The organism is Clostridium punense (assembly GCF_017874425.1).
Taxonomy (GTDB): Bacteria; Bacillota; Clostridia; order Clostridiales; family Clostridiaceae; genus Clostridium_J; species Clostridium_J punense.
The window spans coordinates 187205-203782 of sequence record NZ_JAGGLL010000001.1 but is presented as its reverse complement, the minus strand read 5'-3'; the positions used below and the strand labels follow the sequence as shown (position 1 = coordinate 203782).

Annotated in this window: 15 protein-coding genes and 1 other annotated feature; all 15 genes read left to right on the top strand. The window is 32.4% G+C overall.

Translation table 11 applies throughout. From position 1 onward, the window contains the following. Positions 1–2: 2 nt before the first annotated feature. Entirely contained in the window at positions 3–1076 is a 1074-nt protein-coding gene (gene mnmA / locus J2Z44_RS00940) for a tRNA 2-thiouridine(34) synthase MnmA (protein WP_209649279.1), read from the top strand. 375 nt (positions 1077–1451) lie between these two features. Then, positions 1452–1886 (top strand): Fe-S cluster assembly scaffold protein NifU, encoded by a 435-nt coding sequence (gene nifU / locus J2Z44_RS00935; protein WP_021284377.1) that lies wholly within the window; start codon positions 1452–1454, stop codon positions 1884–1886. 205 nt (positions 1887–2091) lie between these two features. Then, positions 2092–2601: a PRC-barrel domain-containing protein gene (locus tag J2Z44_RS00930; protein ID WP_021284378.1), complete on the top strand. Its 510-nt coding sequence runs from the start codon at positions 2092–2094 to the stop codon at positions 2599–2601. Further along, the gene (locus J2Z44_RS00925) at positions 2588–3613 is read left to right on the top strand and encodes an AI-2E family transporter (protein ID WP_021284379.1); all 1026 of its coding nucleotides are present in this window, start codon (positions 2588–2590) and stop codon (positions 3611–3613) included. Before J2Z44_RS00930 ends, J2Z44_RS00925 begins: the two co-directional genes overlap by 14 nt. Positions 3614–3967: 354 nt before the next feature. After that, positions 3968–4140 (top strand) — a binding site (T-box leader). A gap of 79 nt (positions 4141–4219) precedes the next feature. Further along, positions 4220–6871 carry an alanine--tRNA ligase gene (gene alaS, locus J2Z44_RS00920; RefSeq protein WP_209649278.1) on the top strand — a complete coding sequence of 884 codons (2652 nt, stop codon included), beginning with the start codon at positions 4220–4222 and terminating at the stop codon, positions 6869–6871. A gap of 70 nt (positions 6872–6941) precedes the next feature. Further along, the gene (locus J2Z44_RS00915; RefSeq protein WP_017414598.1) at positions 6942–7196 is read left to right on the top strand and encodes an IreB family regulatory phosphoprotein; all 255 of its coding nucleotides are present in this window, start codon (positions 6942–6944) and stop codon (positions 7194–7196) included. A 193-nt stretch (positions 7197–7389) separates the two neighbouring features. Next, positions 7390–7800 carry a Holliday junction resolvase RuvX gene (ruvX, locus tag J2Z44_RS00910; RefSeq protein WP_021282844.1) on the top strand — a complete coding sequence of 137 codons (411 nt, stop codon included), beginning with the start codon at positions 7390–7392 and terminating at the stop codon, positions 7798–7800. A 29-nt stretch (positions 7801–7829) separates the two neighbouring features. After that, positions 7830–8093: a DUF1292 domain-containing protein gene (locus J2Z44_RS00905; protein WP_021282845.1), complete on the top strand. Its 264-nt coding sequence runs from the start codon at positions 7830–7832 to the stop codon at positions 8091–8093. Positions 8094–8158: 65 nt separating this feature from the next. Beyond that, positions 8159–8596, top strand: coding sequence for a Fur family transcriptional regulator (locus J2Z44_RS00900; protein ID WP_021282846.1), 438 nt, complete (start codon positions 8159–8161; stop codon positions 8594–8596). Between the two features lie 121 nt (positions 8597–8717). Beyond that, positions 8718–10385 (top strand): ribonuclease J, encoded by a 1668-nt coding sequence (locus J2Z44_RS00895; RefSeq protein ID WP_021282847.1) that lies wholly within the window; start codon positions 8718–8720, stop codon positions 10383–10385. Positions 10386–10913: 528 nt separating this feature from the next. Then, a complete protein-coding gene (gene typA, locus J2Z44_RS00890; RefSeq protein WP_021282848.1) occupies positions 10914–12743 on the top strand; it encodes a translational GTPase TypA in 1830 nt (609 codons plus the stop codon). 280 nt (positions 12744–13023) lie between these two features. Further along, the gene (gene mltG / locus J2Z44_RS00885; RefSeq protein WP_021284591.1) at positions 13024–14022 is read left to right on the top strand and encodes an endolytic transglycosylase MltG; all 999 of its coding nucleotides are present in this window, start codon (positions 13024–13026) and stop codon (positions 14020–14022) included. A 30-nt stretch (positions 14023–14052) separates the two neighbouring features. Further along, on the top strand, positions 14053–14736 hold the full coding sequence (locus tag J2Z44_RS00880) for an O-methyltransferase (RefSeq protein WP_021284592.1): 684 nt from the start codon (positions 14053–14055) through the stop codon (positions 14734–14736). Beyond that, complete coding sequence (locus tag J2Z44_RS00875; protein ID WP_209649277.1) at positions 14702–15928, top strand: peptidase U32 family protein; 1227 nt, start codon at positions 14702–14704, stop codon at positions 15926–15928. Before J2Z44_RS00880 ends, J2Z44_RS00875 begins: the two co-directional genes overlap by 35 nt. Next, on the top strand, positions 15928–16548 hold the full coding sequence (udk, locus tag J2Z44_RS00870) for a uridine kinase (protein ID WP_021284595.1): 621 nt from the start codon (positions 15928–15930) through the stop codon (positions 16546–16548). The genes J2Z44_RS00875 and udk overlap by 1 nt, the downstream gene beginning before the upstream one ends. Positions 16549–16578: the final 30 nt, after the last annotated feature.

The following is a 16578-nucleotide window of genomic DNA, read 5'->3' as shown; positions in this document are numbered from 1 at the left end:
TAATGAAAAAAAAAGTAGTAGTTGGTATGAGTGGAGGGGTAGATAGCTCTGTAGCTGCATACCTACTTAAAGAAGCAGGGTATGAAGTTATAGGAATTATGATGAAGCTTTCTGACAATCCGGATTATGAGGAAACAGAAGGTGGGTGCTGCTCAGTGGCTGCGGCTAATGATGCCAGAAGAGTAGCTGATGCCCTTGAGATTCCCTTCTACGTGCTAAACTTTAAGAAGCCTTTTAAGGAAAATGTTATTGATTACTTTGTAGATGAATATTTTCAGGGAAGAACACCGAATCCTTGTGTTATGTGTAATAGAACCGTTAGGTTTAGTGAGCTTTTAAGAAAAGCTAGACATCTAGGCGCAGATTATATTGCAACAGGTCATTATGCCACCATTACCGAGGAAAATGACAGATTTGTGCTTAGAAAGTCTGAAGATGATAAGAAAGACCAAACTTATATGCTTTATGGATTAACTCAAGAACATCTTGCCCATACTTTAATGCCTTGTGGAACTTATTCTAAACCTGAAATTAGAGCCATAGCTGAAAAGATAGGCTTAGATGTATTTAGAAAAAAGGATTCTCAAGAAATATGCTTTATTCCAGATAATGATCACGGAAGCTATATAGAAAAGTATGGTGGAAGAGAAGTTAAACCAGGAAACTTTGTGGATAGGCAAGGGAAGGTTTTAGGAAAGCATAAAGGGATTATTCATTACACTATTGGTCAAAGAAAGGGGCTTGGTATTGCTCTTGGAAAGCCAATGTTTGTAACGGATATTATTCCTTGGAGAAATGAAGTAGTTCTCGGAGATGAAGAGCATATCTTCAAAACAGAACTCATTGCAAAGGATATTAATTTAATTCCTTTCGATAAAATTCAGGGAGAACTTAGGGTAACAGCCAAGGTAAGATATTCTACAAAGGCAGCCCCAGCTACAGTTATTCAATTAGATGATAATAGAATTAAGGTTGTATTTGATGAAAAGCAGCGTGCTATTACTAAGGGACAGTCTGTAGTATGTTACATTGATGACTTAGTAGTAGGTGGCGGGATTATAGAAGAAATTTTATAAGAATAATAAAGCTAATTAAATTTTTAGGATATTCAGCGAAATGCTGGATATCCTAAAATTGCTATGTGGGAAATTAAACAAATCTATGTAATTAGTAGAAAAGAATTAATAAACCAGTTCAATAGTAGTGAAAAGTAAGTTTATAAAAGTTTATTTAAAGTTATTGGTTTATTGGTTTATTGGTAAATTTAACAGGGATATATGTGCTTCAGTAGTTAAAAATCATTATGGTAATAAATAAGCAAATTTATAATTTACGTTACATAGGTGTAAGTTCTATTAGAATAAGGCATCTGAAAATAAATAACAAGTCCAAGATGCTAAGGATATTTTGAGTTATTATTATTTTTAGATGCCTAAAAGGAGATGTTTATAATGGATTATAGTGATAAGGTATTAGAACATTTTTATAGCCCTAGAAATGTAGGAACTTTACCAGATGCCAATGGTATAGGGGAAGCTGGAGATGCTAACTGTGGAGATATAATGAAGATTTATTTAAAAGTAGATGGTAACATAATAAAAGACGTAAGGTTTATGACCTTTGGCTGTGGTTCCGCTATTGCATCTTCTAGTATTGCCACAGAACTAATAAAGGGAAAAACCATAGAAGAAGCTTGGGGTCTTACTAATAAGTCTGTAATTGAAGCCTTAGACGGACTTCCATCCTCCAAAATTCACTGCTCAGTGCTGGCAGAGCAAACCATCCATAGGGCAATTAACAACTATAGAGAGGCTCAGGGACTTGAAAAGTGGAAGGATAAGTATGAAGATACTAACTTACATGAACACGAAGCAGAGGAGTCTTAAGATTATTGTAGTTAGTAAATTTTAATTATAATCATAGTATAAATATAATCGTAGTTTAAATAGCTAAGGCTCACACATGTTGATAAAGACTTCTTTTGAAGGAACCAATTAGACTATTAAATTAATTGGTTCCATGTAGAAGTATACCCTTGAAGAATTTGGATATAATAACATAATGATTACATACTTTGGAGTGGTAATAATTATGTTAAAAAGCAGAGATTTTATATATATGGATGTAATAGACATCAATGGCAAGAATTTAGGTTATATAAAGGATATTTTAATTAATTTTAATAAAAGGGAAGTTACTGGCTTTAAGGTTAATCCTTATAAGTTTATAAGCAAAGGCTTTAATATAATTAAGGAAGATATAATTTATTATAATACTAAGATTTTAGTAAAAAAAACCACTAAAGAAAGTCAACTTTCTTTTTCCCAGCTTAGGAATATGTATGTGTTAGATAAAAATTCAAATATTCTGGGAATGGTTAATGATATTATATTTTGTGGAAAGACTTTCGAGTTAAAAGGGATTTCAATAAAATGTGGTACTTTTACTGGAGTTTTCAGAGAACGAAAGATATTGCTTATTAAGGATTTAATTTTAGGAGAAGATAATCTTCTTTATTTTGGAGAAGATGATAAGTTTAAACTAGTAGTTACTCCTCATAAATCTCTTTCGAAGGTCGTGGTGAATTATGAGGAAAATTAAATTTAAGTATAAAAATATCCTAGTTACATTAGCTTTTATTGTTTTAGTAATCTTTCTTATTTGGAAGTTTCCTATTTTCTTGGAACTATTTGGGGTTATTTTAATTTCTTTTATTATAGCCTACAGCTTAAGACCTTTTTACAAAGTTTTTCTTAGATATGGGCTGAATAAAAAGTTATCTGCTATTATTGTTATAACCTTAATTTTACTAGCAATGGCGTTGATCTTTATTTTACTCATACCTTCTATATATAAGGAAAGTACAAATATGGGAAATACCATCAATGAGTTTAAGGATTATTTCAATAGATTTTCTTTAGATAAGTTTGAATTTACAAAAAATGAGTTTGTAAGAGAAGCTTTAAATAATATTTATATAAAAATAAGAGCAGGAATGCAGGGTTTTATTACTGAAACCATAAATACAGCAATAAAGCTTGGAGAAAATATTCTACTTATATTTATAATTCCAACTTTAGTATATTTCTTTTTGTGTGATGATGAGAAAATCCTTAATGGGGTAATAAGATATGTGCCTATGGATAGCAGAAATATTGTGAGAAGAGCACTTGTTCATATTGATAAGGTTTTAGAAAGATATATAATAACTCAATTTCAATTGTGTGGAATTGTAGGGGTTCTTACATATATTATATTAATATTTAGTGGAATAAAATTTGCCTTTGCCCTATCTTTAATAAATGCAATTTTTAATATAATTCCTTACTTTGGACCCTTAATTGGAGGAGTACCTATTGTAATTTTAGCTAGCTTTACTTCTATTCAAAAGGCAATTTGGGTAGCAATTTGGCTGAATTTAGTTCAACAAATTGAAGGGAATGTAGTAGGACCAAAGATGATGGGAGATAGTGTAAGTTCCCATCCATTAACTATATTGCTGTTACTTCTTATTGGTGGAAGTTTAGGTGGCATAATAGGAATGATTATAGTTGTGCCACTTTGGGTTATGGTTAAAATTCTTTATGAGGATTTAGATTATTACCTCTATTGACAAGTGATATTATTTTACTTATAATTCACAATATATAAGTTTTAGGAAGAAAAATGCAAAATATAGTTTATTCATTATTAAAAGATATTTAAGAGCCAAGGTAAAAGTAATATATTTTAGTATTGAATTTAGTTTGTTAATAAGGCATTTTCAAAAAATAAATAAGTCAGTATGTTTGTCTATTTTGAGTTATACTGCGTCAACAGAACCCTTAGATAGCTCTACTATTTGCGGAACCTGTTTCCTTGTCGGCACAAGCTTGCTTGTGAACATAAGCTTGCTTGTGAACTAAAAATATCATTCACATCTTTGACTTGTTATTTACTTTTCAAATGCCTAAATAAAAGAATTTAATATTAAGCAATGATAAAAAGGAGTAAATATGTGGAACATTCAGAGAGGAAGTGGCTGGTGAGAACTTCTTGGAAAACATATTGAAGCTGTTTTGGAGCTATATTTTAATGAAGAGATATGAGGAGTTTCCTCATATAATTAGGGTGGTAACGCGGAAAACCTTCGTCCCTTTATTTTAGGGACGAAGGTTTTTTTGTGCATAAATTTATCAGTTTTATAAGAAAATGAATAATAATTTGGAGGTTGATATAAATGGAGAATATGTCACTAAATGAAATTAGAGAATCCTTTTTAAAGTTTTTTGAAAGCAAAGACCATTTAAGAATGGAGAGCTTTCCATTAGTTCCTAAGAATGATAATAGCTTATTATTAATTAATGCAGGTATGGCGCCACTTAAGCCTTATTTTACAGGACTTCAAACTCCACCAAGTAAAAGAGTTACTACTTGTCAAAAATGTATAAGAACTGGTGATATTGACAATGTAGGTAAGACTTCAAGACACGGTACTTTTTTTGAAATGCTTGGAAATTTTTCTTTCGGAGATTATTTTAAAGAAGAAATAATTCCATGGGCTTGGGAATATATTACAGAGGTGCTTCAAATTCCAAAAGAAAAACTATATGTAACTATTTATCATGAGGATGATGAAGCTTTTGAAATTTGGAGCAGAACTACAGATGTAGACCCAAAAAGAATTTTTAGACTTGGAAAAGAGGATAACTTTTGGGAAGTTGGAGTAGGTCCAGGACCTTGCGGACCATGTTCGGAAATTCACTATGATAGAAAAAGCGAGCTTGGTACCATAACAAATGAAGCTGACTTTGTTAAAGCTGGAGAAGAAGATAGAGTAGTTGAGTTTTGGAACCTAGTATTTACACAGTTTGATAAAGATGACAATGGTAACTATATCAGGTTTAAGAATCCAAATATAGATACAGGAATGGGCCTTGAGAGAATTGCAACCATTATGCAAGGTGTAAATAGTATTTTTGAAGTGGATACTATAAGAGCTATATTAGATGAGGTTTGTAGTATTGCTAAAGTAACTTATGGGAAAGATAGAAAAACTGATATTTCTATAAGAGTTATTACTGACCATGTTAGAAGCACTACTTTCTTAATTTCAGATGGAGTTTTACCTTCTAATGAAGGCAGAGGTTATGTTTTAAGAAGAATATTAAGAAGAGCAGCAAGACACGGAAGACTTTTAGGAATTAAGAATATATTCTTGCATGAACTTTGTGATAAGGTTATAGAAAATAGCAAGGGTGCTTATCCAGAACTAGAAGAAAAAAGAGACTATATTAAGAAGGTTATTAAGCTTGAAGAGGAAAGATTCACAGAAACTATAGACTCGGGAATGGATATACTAAAGAGCTATATAGAAGAGCTTGAGAGTAAAGGAGAAAAAACTTTAAGTGGAGAAAAAGCATTTAAGCTATATGATACCTATGGTTTTCCACTAGAACTAACTCAAGAAATCGTGGAAGAAAAGGGCTTGAATATCGATATAGAAGGCTTTAATGCTGAAATGGATAATCAAAGAAAAACCGCAAGAGCAGCTAGAGGAGATTCTAGTTACATGGGAAGTGATGATGGAGTTTTAAATAAGATTCCATTAGAAGTTGAGACAGAATTTAAAGGTTATGAAACATTAAACTGTGAAGGTAAAGTTTTAGTTTTAATAGAGGGAAATAATTTTGTAAAAGCTCTAGATAAGGGACAAAAGGGAATTGTTCTTACTGATAAAACTCCTTTTTATGCTGAAATGGGAGGACAAATTGGAGATAGTGGTTTAGTCTTATCAGAAAACTTTAAGGCTAATGTTTATAACTGCAAGAAAAATATAAGCGGAAAGATTCTTCATTTTGTGGAAGTCGTTGAAGGAACCCTAAAGGAAAATGATATAGTTACTCTAGAAGTAGATAAAACTAAGAGAGAAAATATTTGCAAAAATCACACTGCAACTCATATGCTTCATGAGGCATTAAAGGAAGTTTTAGGAGAACATGTTAACCAAGCAGGTTCTTATGTAGATGATGATAGATTAAGATTTGACTTCACTCATTTTGCAGCTCTTAGCGAAGAGGAAATTACAAGAGTTGAAAATATACTGAATAGAGAAATAATGAAAGTATATAATGTATATACTAATGTTATGTCAATAGATGAAGCAAAATCAAGTGGTGCAGTGGCACTATTCGATGATAAGTACAAAGAGGATGTAAGAGTTGTTTCTGTGGGAGATTACAGTAAGGAACTTTGTGGAGGAACTCACGTTAACAATTCAGGTGAAATTGGATTATTTAAGATTTTAAGCGAAACAGGAGTTGCAGCTGGAATACGAAGAATTGAAGCTATTACTGGGGAGAAATCTGTTAAGTATGTGGAAGATAAAAATATTTTCTTAAAAGAAATTTCTGCAGTACTAAAATGTGGAGAAAAGGATATTTTAAATAAACTGTCCTCTGTAGTTGCAACCTTAAAGGAAAAAGAAAAGGAAATCCAAGGACTTAAAGAGAAGTTAACTAGTGGTGTAGAGGATGAACTTTTAAATAGTGCTAAAGAAATAAAAGGAGTTAAAGCTGTTACTGGAATTGTTAAAGATGTTGAAGGTGATGCTTTAAGAAACCTTGGAGATAAGCTAAGAGACAGACTTGGAGAAGGGGTAGTGGTTCTTGGAAGCACTGCTAATGGAAAGGTACAATTTGTGGCTATGGCATCTAAGGAAGCTGTTTCAAAAGGAGTACACTGTGGTAAAATCATTAAAGAAGTAGCAACTGTTGCTGGTGGTGGCGGTGGTGGAAGACCTGACATGGCACAAGCAGGAGGAAAGCTTCCAGAAAAATTAAAAGAGGCTATGGACAAGGCTTCACTAATCATAGAAACTTTGGTAAAATAGTGTACTTTTTGAACATTATGTTTTATAATATAGCTAGATGTACCTATATCATATAAATGAAGAGGTGATTATGGTGGATAAACAGCATACAGTTCAGTTTGATGTAATCAAAGATAAAAAAGACATGACTAAAATGATACTAACTGACGTGTACAATGCTTTAAAAGAAAAAGGGTATAATCCAGTTAACCAATTAGTTGGATATTTAATTTCTGGTGACCCAACTTATATAACCAACTATAACGGAGCAAGAGCATTAGTTAGTAAGCTAGAGAGAGACGATATATTAGAAGAGGTTTTAAAAGCTTATCTAGAAATAAAATAAAAAAATGCCCGTAATAGGGCATTTTTATTTGCAATTCACAAATACTAAGGATATAATTGTCTCAAAGTTATGACTAAGGCATCTGAAAATAAATAACAAGTCAAAGATGAGCAGATTGACTTATTTATTTTTTCAATATGCCTAAAATAAAAATCCCCATAAAAACCTATTAAATATACTAAGGAGTAATATAATGAGAGTACTTGGATTAGATGTTGGTGATAGAACAATTGGAGTGGCTATAAGCGATCCATTAGGGTTTACAGCTCAAGGTATAACCACTATTAAACGTAAAAATATAGAGTATGATATTGAAGAGGTACTTAAAATTTGCAAGGAATACAATGTTGACACCATAATCTCAGGAATGCCTAAAAATATGAACGGAACCATAGGAACTCAAGGTGAAAAGGTTATGGAGTTTTGTGATAAGCTAAAAGAAAATATAGAAGTGCCACTAAAATATTGGGATGAGAGATTAACTACAGTGGCGGCACATAAAGCTATGTTAGAAGCAGATCTATCAAGAAGCAAGAGAAAAAAAATAGTAGATAAAATTGCAGCAACATATATATTACAAGGATATTTGGACAGTATATATTAATGAAATAATTACATATTAGGAGGAAACAAATGGATAATTTTTTAGAGAGAATCACATTAACTGATGAAGAGGGAAATGACGTTGAATTTGAGGTTATAACTAAATTAGATATAGAAGAAAATGAATATTTTATAGTAGTTCCAGCAGGATCTGAGGACTTGGATGCAGTAGCACTTAAAGTTGTTGAAGATGAGGCAGGAAATGAAGTTTTAGTTTCTGTAGATGATGAAGATGAGTTTAATATGGTTGCTGAGGCATATGAGACACTTTCAGAGGAAGGACTATTAGATTAATCCTAATTATCATATAAGAGGTAACTTCATGATAAGTAGGAAAGAGAGGGTGTATTAATTCAAAAATGGCAAAGGATAAGATTGAAAATTTAAAGGAATTCCTTAAGGAAAAAGGATACAAACTGACACCTCAAAGAAGAGCCATACTTAATGAAATTATCAATAATGAAGGTAGCCATCTTACAGCGGAAGAACTATATGATTTAGTAAAGGTAGGTTGTCCTGAAATAGGGTTAGCTACAGTTTACAGAACAGTGCAGTTACTTGAGGAAATGGGAGTAGTTTGCAAACTTGATTTAGATGATGGTCGTAGCAGATATGAACTTTGTCACCAAGATGATAGTCATCAGCATCATCATTTAATTTGTAATGGCTGTGGGAAAGTAATTGAGGTTCAAGGGGATTTATTAGATGAAATTGAGGAAGTTATAGAAAAAAAATACAACTTTACTATAGAAAATCACACCTTGAAATTTTACGGCCTTTGTAGCGAATGCTCTTAAATTATATATAAGTAGTGTAAGGTATCTTCAAAAAACAACTAGTTAGTATGTAGAACATTTTACAGCTTTACTTGTTGTTTTATTTTAGATACCTAATTTTAAAAAAAGGAGGGAAGAATATTTGAAGAAGGAAAAAGAAAAAATTAAAATTATTCCTTTAGGGGGATTAAATGAAATTGGTAAGAACCTTACTGTTATCGAATATAAAAATGACATAATAGTAATAGACTGTGGTATGAAGTTTCCTGATGATGAGATGCTTGGAATAGATGTAGTTATTCCAGAAGTAAATTATCTTATAAAAAACAGAGAAAAGGTTAAAGGAATATTTCTAACGCATGGTCATGAAGATCATATAGGGGCTCTACCATATGTGTTAAAACAAATCAATATTCCAGTTTACGGAACTAAACTTACCTTAGGAATTGTAGAAACGAAGCTAAAAGAACATGGGTTACTAAGCAGTGTAGAACTTATAACTGTTAAACCAAAGGATATTGTTAAGCTTGAAAGTTCATCTGTAGAGTTTATAAGAACAAGCCATAGTATTGCAGATTCAGTAGCTTTGGCAATTCACACTCCTGCTGGAGTAGTACTTCACACAGGAGATTTTAAAATAGATTTTACTCCAATAGATGGAGGCGTAGCTGACTTAACTAGATTTGCTGAACTTGGCAAAAAAGGTGTTACAGTAATGATGGCAGACAGTACTAATGTGGAAAGACCAGGGTACACCATGTCAGAAAGTACTGTAGGGGAAACTTTTGAAAATATATTCCATACTGCTAAGGGAAGAATAATTGTAGCTACCTTTGCTTCTAACATTCATAGGGTGCAGCAAATAATTACTGCTGCTAAGAAGTATGGAAGAAAGGTTGCGCTATCTGGAAGAAGTATGGAGAATATAATTGCGGTGGCTATTGAACTTGGGTATATCAATATTGATGAAGGTGCATTAATCAATGTTGATGCAATTGGTAAGTATCCAGATAGTGAAATTGTAATAATAACTACTGGTAGCCAGGGGGAGCCTATGTCTGCTCTATCAAGAATGGCAGCTTCAGAGCACAAAAAAGTGAGTATTGTTCCAGGAGATATGGTGATCATATCAGCAACACCTATACCAGGGAACGAAAAGCTTGTGTCCAAGGTTATTAATCAATTGTTTAAGCAGGGAGCAGAAGTTATTTATGAAGCTTTAGCAGATGTTCATGTATCTGGTCATGCTTGTCAAGAAGAACTGAAACTAATCCATACTCTAGTTAGACCTAAATTTTTTATTCCCGTTCACGGAGAGTACAGACATTTAAAGCAACATGGTGAGCTTGCTATGAAGCTTGGCATGAATGAAAAAAATGTCTACTTAGGAGAAAATGGAGATGTCATCGAAATAACCAGGGATTCAATAAGAAAATCTGGCTCTGTAATCTCAGGGCAGGTATTTGTAGATGGACTTGGAGTTGGAGATGTAGGTAATATTGTTTTAAGAGATAGAAAGCATTTATCACAGGATGGTATACTGACTGTGGTTGTTACTATAGACAAAGAAAGTGGTACTGTTATTGCAGGCCCTGACATAATATCAAGAGGCTTCGTTTATGTAAGGGAATCTGAGGATTTAATGGAACAAGCTAGAGAGCGTGTAAGAGAAGCTCTTAAAGAATGTGAAGAAAAACATATAACAGAATGGCCAACTATAAAAGGTAATATTAGAGAAGTTCTAAGAATTTATCTATATGAGAAAACTAAGAGAAGACCAATGATTTTACCTATAATCATGGAAGTATAATAAATATTTTTTCATTATAGATTAAAGAGTAAAGTTTTTTTGCTCATATTAATAGATTTTATAAAGCCAAAGGTAGTCATATATGGGCTAGCCTTGGCTTTAATTTTGTATAACCAATCAAAATGTGGAAACTTATATTGATATTAACAAATAACTAATGTTGTTATAACATTGACTTTTATGGAGCATAATATTAGAATAAGTATAGTGAATTTTAAAATTGGGTACAAACTAAAGTATCCAATTTTATTTTGCACAAAGATAATAACTTCCAAGGTGAAATTTATTTTACTCAGTATTAAAGTCTTAGGGGACCTAGGTGGGTTCATAGGTAAGCTAAGTGTTAAATCTGATTCAATATACAAAATAAACGTAGCAAGGAAGTAATATGTGAAAATATGTTATATTAACATGATGTTAAGTTATATACTTTAACTAGTTTCTATTTTTAAAAACTAGTAAGGAATTCCTTACTAGTTTGATTTTGCGATTAATTCTAAAAAAAATGATGAACATTGGAGGAAAATGATGAATTTATATACAAGAGAAGATATAAGAAATATCGCTATCATTGCTCACGTTGACCACGGTAAAACTACTTTAGTGGATGCTCTTTTAAAGCAAAGTAAGGTGTTTAGGGAAAATGAAAAGGTTCAAGAAAGAGTAATGGACTCAAACGATTTAGAAAGAGAAAGAGGAATTACAATACTTTCTAAGAACACTGCAGTAATGTATAATGATGTTAAGATAAATATTATTGATACACCAGGACACGCAGACTTTGGTGGAGAAGTAGAAAGGGTACTTAAAATGGTTGACAGCGTGCTTTTAGTAGTAGACGCTTATGAAGGGGCAATGCCTCAGACTAAGTTCGTTCTGAAGAAAGCACTAGAACTTAAGTTAAAGCCTATGGTTGTTATCAATAAGATTGATAGAAAGGATGCAAGAGCTGAAGAAGTTATAGATGAAGTTTTTGATCTTTTCGTAGAGCTTGGAGCTAATGATGAACAGCTTGATTTCAAAGTTATCTATGCTTCTGCAAGAGAAGGTATAGCAAAAGTTGAATTAGAGGATGAGTCTAAGGATATGGTTCCATTATTTGAAGCTATCATTAACACTGTAAATCCTCCAGTAGGGTACATTGATGAACCATTACAATTACTGATAACCTCAATTGACTACAATGAATATGTAGGAAAGATCGGTATAGGTAAAATTGAAAGAGGAACTTTAAAGAGAAATCAAAACGTTGCACAAATAAAAAGAGATGGAATCACAAAAAATGTTAAGGTTTCAAGTTTATTTGTGTATAATGGTTTAAAAAGAGAAGATACTGAAGAAGCAAAGCTTGGAGACATTGTAGCTATTTCTGGAATAGCTGATATTAATATTGGTGAGACTATAGCAGATGCTGCTTCACCTGAGGCACTTCCATTTGTTGATATTGATGAACCAACTCTTAGCATGAATTTTATTGTAAACAACTCACCTTTTGCAGGACTAGATGGAGAGTTTGTTACTTCAAGGCATCTAAGAGACAGATTAATGAAAGAGCTTGAAACAAATGTAAGTTTAAAGGTTGAAGAAACAGATTCTGCAGATTCCTTTAAGGTAAGTGGTAGAGGAGAGTTACATCTTTCTATATTAATTGAAACTATGAGAAGAGAAGGCTATGAGTTCCAGGTTTCTAAACCATCTGTTATATATAAAGAAAAGGATGGACAATTACTAGAGCCAATAGAAAATCTAACTATAGATGTACCAGAAGAGTTTATGGGCGTAGTTATGGAAAAGTTAGGACCAAGAAAAGCAGAAATGGTTAATATGACTAGTGCTATAAATGGGTATACAAGATTAGAGTTTAAGATTCCTTCAAGAGGATTGATTGGATTTAGAAATGAGTTCATGACAGACACAAGAGGAAATGGAATTATGAACCACGTTCTTGAAGGTTATGAAAAGTTCAGAGGAGAAATTCCAGAAAGAAGCAGAGGATCCCTAGTAGTATTTGAAAGTGGGGAATCTATAACTTATGGACTGTTTAATGCTCAAGAAAGAGGAAACTTATTTATAGGACCAGGAGTACCTGTATATCAAGGAATGGTATGTGGAGAGTGTTCTAGAGGAGAAGATATTGAGGTTAATGTTTGCAAGAAAAAACACTTATCAAACACAAGATCTTCTGGAGCAGATGATGCTTTAAAGCTAGTACCAGTAAATGAAATGTCATTAGAACAGTGCTTAGAGTTTATAGCATCGGATGAGCTTGTAGAGGTTACACCAAAGACTATAAGAATGAGAAAGAAAATCCTAGACCCAACTCTTAGAAAAAGAGCTTCATTAAAGAAGGCAAAATAATTTAAAAGAGAGCTTTAACTCATTATAATGGGTTAAAGCCTTCTTAAAAATCAGGTATATAAGGCATTTTCAAAAAATAAATAAGTCAATCTGCTCATCTATTTTGTGCTATACTGCGTCAACAGAACCCTTTGATAGCTCCACTATCTGCGGAACCTGTTTCCTTGTCGGCACAAGCTTGCTTGTGAACGCAAAATAGCTTTCACATCTTTGACTTGTTATTTATTTTCAGATGCCTAAGCAATGTTTATTACTTAAATAAATAGCATGGGGTGATTTTGTGAAAAAACCAATAATTATATCCTTAGTTTTACTTTTAATTATTGGCTTAGGGGGAATGCTTTACTACAAAAATGTTACTTCACATCCATTTAAAGGGAAGGAAGACATAGTAGTAGAGGTCAAAGAAGGATATACCTTCTATGATGTATTAGGGGAGCTAAATAATAAAAAAGTTGTTAAGAATCCATTACTAACTAAAATTTATGTAAAAGCTAATAAAATAAGTCCTAAAATTGTACCCGGAGAATTTAGTATTTCAACTGCCTCAACTATGGAAGAGTTTATAAAGGTATTAGAAGATCCAAGTTTGGATCAACAAAACACCTCAGTAACTATTCCAGAAGGTTACACTATAGAACAAATAGGTTCAACCTTAGAGGAAAAAGGAATACTTAAAAAAGATGAGTTTATAAAAGCTTGCAAGGAATACAAAGCACCTGAGTATATATCTAAGCAAACAGAAAAAAGATATATTCTAGAAGGATTTTTATTTCCAGACACCTATAAATTTAAAAAGAACATCAGTGGTAATGAAGTAATAGGTGCAATGCAGAAGCGATTTAAGGAAGTTATTAGTGCTATAGAAAAAGAAAACAATATAGACATAAAGGATGAAAACTTAGAGAGAGTAATTACAAAGGCTTCATTGATCGAGAGAGAAGTTACTTCAAAAGAAGAAAAGCTATTAGTATCCTCGGTAATTGATAATAGAATTAATATCGGGATGAAGCTACAAATTGATGCTACAGTTTTGTATGCCTTAGGGGAGCATAAAGACGCACTACTTTATAAGGATTTAGAAATAGAATCACCTTATAATACCTATTATGCACAAGGCATGCCTATAGGTCCAATATGCAGTCCAGGTAAGGATTCAATTGAAGCTGCTATATTCCCAGAAACCACTGAATTTTTATATTACATAACCAAAGATAACTTAAATCACAAATTTTTTAAAACCTATGAAGAGTTTTTAGATTATAAAAATCAGCAATAAAAAATTTTAAGTTTATATGGAGGAAAATAAATGAGTGGAATTACACATGATTATATGGAAGAGTACTTAAGAGGCTTAATTCCAGATAATGTAGGAATTTTAAAAGAACTTGAGGATTTTGCTAAGGAAAACTCTGTACCTATTGTACAAAAAGAAACAGCAAAATTCCTTCAATTTATGATTACACTAAATAAGCCTAAGAAGGTTTTAGAGTTAGGTACAGCAATAGGCTATTCCTCCATACTAATGAATTTAGTCTCTGGTGGCAGTAATAAAATTACTACCATTGAGAGAGATGAAACCATGATTGAAATTGCCAAAAAGAATTTAGAAAAGTATAATTTCCAGGAGAATATTGAGATTCTTCAGGGAGATTGTTTAGAAATATTAGAAGGACTACAGGGCACCTATGATATGATATTCATGGATGCAGGTAAAGGGCATTATAATCATTTCTTGCCACATTGTTTGAGACTTTTAAGTGACCAGGGCGTTATTGTAGCGGATAATGTATTATTTAGGGGAATGGTTGCCTCGAAGGAATTAGTAAAAAGAAGAAAAATTACTATAGTAAAAAGAATGAAGAGCTACTTAGACTTAGTATCTAAGGATGAAAACCTAGTAACTACCATATTACCTATGGGAGATGGTATTGCATTAACAGTTAGGAGGGACCACAATGACAAAACCAGAACTATTAGCACCAGCAGGTAATTTAGAAAAGCTTAAGGCTGCTATAAACTTCGGAGCTGATGCTGTTTATTTAGGTGGAAGTAAATTAAACTTAAGAGCTTTTGCAGATAACTTTACTAATGAAGAGCTTAAGGAAGGAATAGAATTTGCTCATTCAAGAGGGAAAAAAGTTTATGTTACCTTAAATGTTTTCCCACATAATGAGGATTTAGAAGGCTTAGAAGAATATCTTATTGATCTTTATGAAATTGGAGCAGATGCAATTATAGTTTCTGACCCAGGAATAATTATGACTGCAAAAGAAGTAGTTCCTAATCTTGAACTGCATTTAAGTACTCAGTCAAATAACGTAAACTGGAGATCTTGTACTTTCTGGCACAAAATGGGCGTAAAAAGAATTGTTTTAGCAAGAGAGTTATCCTTAGAGGAAATAAAAGAAATTAGAGAAAAAACTCCTGAGACTTTAGAGCTTGAAGTATTTGTTCATGGCTCTATGTGCATGTCTTACTCTGGACGTTGTCTTCTTTCTAATTATATGACAGGAAGAGATGCCAATAGAGGAGAATGTGCTCAGCCTTGCAGATATAGATATCACCTAGTAGAGGAAAAGCGTGAAGGTGAATATTACCCTATATATGAAGATGAAAAGGGTACATATATAATGAACTCAAAGGATCTATGCATGATTGAGTATATTCCAGAGCTTATGAGTACTGGTGTAGTTTCCTTTAAAATAGAGGGAAGAATGAAGAGCTCATACTATGTAGCTACTGTATGTAAAGCTTATAGAGAAGCTCTAAATGAATATATGAAAAACCCTGGAGAGTATAAATTTAATAAAAAGTGGTTAGAAGATTTAGATAAGCCAAGCCATAGAAAGTACTATACTGGATTCTATTTTAATGATCCAGATAAACAAATTTATGAATCTTCAGCTTACATAAGAAAATATGATATAGTTGGTGTAGTTAAAAATTATGATACCGCTACTAAAACTGCTACTATTGAGCAAAGAAATAAAGTCTTTGATGGAGATACTGTTGAAGTGCTAAGACCAGTAGGAGATAATCTTCAAGTTGTATTAAAAGATATGAAGGATTCAAGAGGAAATAAAATTGAATCTGCACCAAGTGCGCAAATGTTATTTGATGTAACAATAGAAGAAGAGTTGCAGGAAAACGATATTGTAATTAAATCCAAGGAGGATAAGTAATGAAGCGCCCAGTTTTAATAGGAATTACAGGTGGTACTGGTTCAGGAAAGAGCACCATTGCCAGAGAAATATATAAGAGCTTTAGTGAAAACTGCATTGCTATGATTGAGCAAGATTCTTATTACAAGGATCAAAGCCATTTGACACCAGAAGAAAGAACAAAAACTAACTATGACCATCCTGATGCCTTTGATACTCAACTCCTTGTTCAGCATTTAAACCAATTAACTCAAGGTAAGGCTATAAATAAGCCAATTTATGACTTTGAAGTTCATAATAGAAAAGTTGAGACAGTATCTATAGAATCAAGAGATATAGTTATCGTTGAAGGAATTTTAGTACTTCAGGAAAAAGAAGTAAGAGATATGCTAGACATTAAAATTTATGTTGATACTGATGCAGATGTAAGATTTATAAGAAGATTAGTAAGAGACATTAATGAAAGAGGAAGAACTATAGATTCAGTTATTACTCAGTATTTAACAGTTGTTAAGCAAATGCATGAGCAGTTTACTGAGAATACAAAAAGGTACGCAGATATTATCATCCCTGAAGGTGGCCACAATAAGGTTGCTATTGATATTATTAATGCAAATATTAAGCAAATACTTCAAAATTAAAAGTAATATTTTGGAATACAATACCTCACT

Coding starts and splice junctions, on each gene's coding strand:
- J2Z44_RS00880 (WP_021284592.1), top strand. CDS start 14,053: ATGAGTGGAATTACACATGATTATATGGAAGAGTACTTAAGAGGCTTA.
- J2Z44_RS00930 (WP_021284378.1), top strand. CDS start 2,092: ATGTTAAAAAGCAGAGATTTTATATATATGGATGTAATAGACATCAAT.
- J2Z44_RS00915 (WP_017414598.1), top strand. CDS start 6,942: ATGGTGGATAAACAGCATACAGTTCAGTTTGATGTAATCAAAGATAAA.
- J2Z44_RS00900 (WP_021282846.1), top strand. CDS start 8,159: ATGGCAAAGGATAAGATTGAAAATTTAAAGGAATTCCTTAAGGAAAAA.
- udk (WP_021284595.1), top strand. CDS start 15,928: ATGAAGCGCCCAGTTTTAATAGGAATTACAGGTGGTACTGGTTCAGGA.
- J2Z44_RS00875 (WP_209649277.1), top strand. CDS start 14,702: ATGACAAAACCAGAACTATTAGCACCAGCAGGTAATTTAGAAAAGCTT.
- nifU (WP_021284377.1), top strand. CDS start 1,452: ATGGATTATAGTGATAAGGTATTAGAACATTTTTATAGCCCTAGAAAT.
- J2Z44_RS00905 (WP_021282845.1), top strand. CDS start 7,830: ATGGATAATTTTTTAGAGAGAATCACATTAACTGATGAAGAGGGAAAT.
- typA (WP_021282848.1), top strand. CDS start 10,914: ATGAATTTATATACAAGAGAAGATATAAGAAATATCGCTATCATTGCT.
- ruvX (WP_021282844.1), top strand. CDS start 7,390: ATGAGAGTACTTGGATTAGATGTTGGTGATAGAACAATTGGAGTGGCT.
- alaS (WP_209649278.1), top strand. CDS start 4,220: ATGGAGAATATGTCACTAAATGAAATTAGAGAATCCTTTTTAAAGTTT.
- J2Z44_RS00925 (WP_021284379.1), top strand. CDS start 2,588: ATGAGGAAAATTAAATTTAAGTATAAAAATATCCTAGTTACATTAGCT.
- mnmA (WP_209649279.1), top strand. CDS start 3: ATGAAAAAAAAAGTAGTAGTTGGTATGAGTGGAGGGGTAGATAGCTCT.